A 1,852-nucleotide genomic window follows, 5' to 3' on the forward strand; every position below is an offset into this window, starting at 1 on the left:
TGGCGGCCTGGTGGTTGGGCTCGCCGCGCTCGCCGGACAACCCAACACCAGTACCGACTCTGCTCGCTACGCCTGGGACGGGAATCGTGCAGCACGCCGGGATCTCACCGTACGCGCACACGCCGGACTCGGCCGCGCTGGCCGGACTGCGGCCCGACTGGCTTTTCCCCGACAGGGTGGACGGCACGTGCAAGCCGCTGCTGCCGCGGTACCACGGCCTCGGTGACGGCGCGGACGGGCACTGCGTGGCGATCAACCGGTCGGACGTCGTCACGATCTACCCGCCGATGGCGCAGCTCTGGTTCGGCCTGGTGCGCGCGTTCGTCCCGGCGACGGCGCAGTACATGCCCTTCCAGGTCGCCGGGCTCCTGCTCTCGCTCGGCGTGACCATCGGACTGGTCGCCGTCCTCCGGCGGACCGGTCGGCCGGTGTGGTGGGCAGCGCTCTGGGCGTGGTCGCCGCTCGTCGCCGCGGAGGCCGTGACCAACTCGCACGTCGACGCGCTCGGTGCGGCCCTGGCGACGGCGGGCGCGGTGCTCGTCGTGTTCGGTCGGCCGGTCTGGGGTGGCGTGCTGCTCGGTGCGGCCACCGCCTCGAAGCTCATCCCCGCCCTCGTGTACCCGCCGCTCCTCGGCCGCCGGCGGCACTGGTGGGCGATCCCGGTCGGCATCGCGGTGTTCGCGCTGCTCTACGTGCCCTACGTGCTCTCGACCGGGCCGAAGGTGCTCGGGTACCTGCCCGGCTACCTGTCGGAGGAGGGGTACGAGGACGGCTCCCGGTTCGCACTCGTGTCGCTCGTGTTCCCGGGTGACGCCGGCACGGTGGTCGTCGGGCTGCTCGTGCTGCTCGCGGCCTCCGTGGCGTGGCGGCTCGCCGACCCGGCGAACCCCTGGTCCGGCGAGGTGCTGCTCATCGGCGTGACGTTCCTCGCGGTGACCCCGCGCTACCCCTGGTACGCGCTGCTCCTCATCCCGTTCGTGGCGCTCTCGGGACGCTGGGAGTGGCTGTCGATCGGGCTCGCCATCGCACTCCGCGGGGTGTGGCCGTCGACCGCGGCGTACCGCTGGTGGCTGGCGGCGGCCGTGCTCGTCGTGGTGGTCGGCACGCTCGCCCGGACGAGCCGGTCCGACTGGGCCCGGTGGCGCGACCGGCTGCTCTTCCGGGACGTCCGGGCACCGCACCCACCCGCGGCGGCGACAGGTGCGCGGTCCGCGGAGGACGTACGCTGACGGCATGGCTCCCGCGACCCTGCTCGGTTCGACCGGCGCTCCCTCGGCGGACGCACTGCTGGACCGCTTCGGCCGTCGTGCCGTCGACCTCCGGGTGTCGCTGACCGAGCGCTGCAACCTCCGCTGCACCTACTGCATGCCGGCAGCCGGGCTGCCCTTCGCCCCCGACGACGCCCTCATGACCGCGGCGGAGATCGAGCGGCTCGTGCGCATCGGCACGGCGCGCTTCGGCGTCCGCAAGGTCCGCTTCACCGGCGGCGAGCCGATGCTCCGGCACGACCTCGTCGACGTGATCGCCCGCTGCGCCTCGCTGCCGGACGCACCCGAGCTGTCCCTCACGACGAACGCGATCGGTCTGGCGCACCGGGCGTCGGCGCTGTACGCGGCCGGGCTCCGCCGGGTGAACGTCTCGCTCGACACGGTCGACCCGGACGTCTTCACCGAGGTCACCCGGCGGCCGTTCCTCGACAAGGTGATCGCCGGGTTGTCGGCCGCACACGACGCCGGGCTCGCGATCAAGGTCAACGCGGTGCTGCTCCGCGGGGTGAACGACCACCTCGCCCCCGACCTGCTGCACTGGTGCCTCGAGCGCGGGTACGAGCTCCGCTCATCGAGCAGATGCC

General features: G+C 73.3%; 2 protein-coding genes. Both read left to right on the forward strand.

Annotation, left to right across the window (positions count from 1 at the left end; all coding sequences use genetic code 11):
• The first annotated feature begins 176 nt into the window (after nucleotides 1-176).
• Nucleotides 177-1,229 (forward strand): glycosyltransferase family 87 protein, encoded by a 1,053-nt coding sequence (locus tag I59_RS19065; protein WP_187289782.1) that lies wholly within the window; start codon nucleotides 177-179, stop codon nucleotides 1,227-1,229.
• 4 nt (nucleotides 1,230-1,233) lie between these two features.
• Nucleotides 1,234-1,852, forward strand: a 619-nt coding sequence (locus tag I59_RS03505; protein ID WP_022902686.1) for a radical SAM protein, incomplete at its 3' end; no start/stop codon positions are given.

The sequence above is a fragment of the Curtobacterium sp. B8 genome (assembly GCF_000333315.1).
GTDB lineage: Bacteria > Actinomycetota > Actinomycetes > Actinomycetales > Microbacteriaceae > Curtobacterium > Curtobacterium luteum.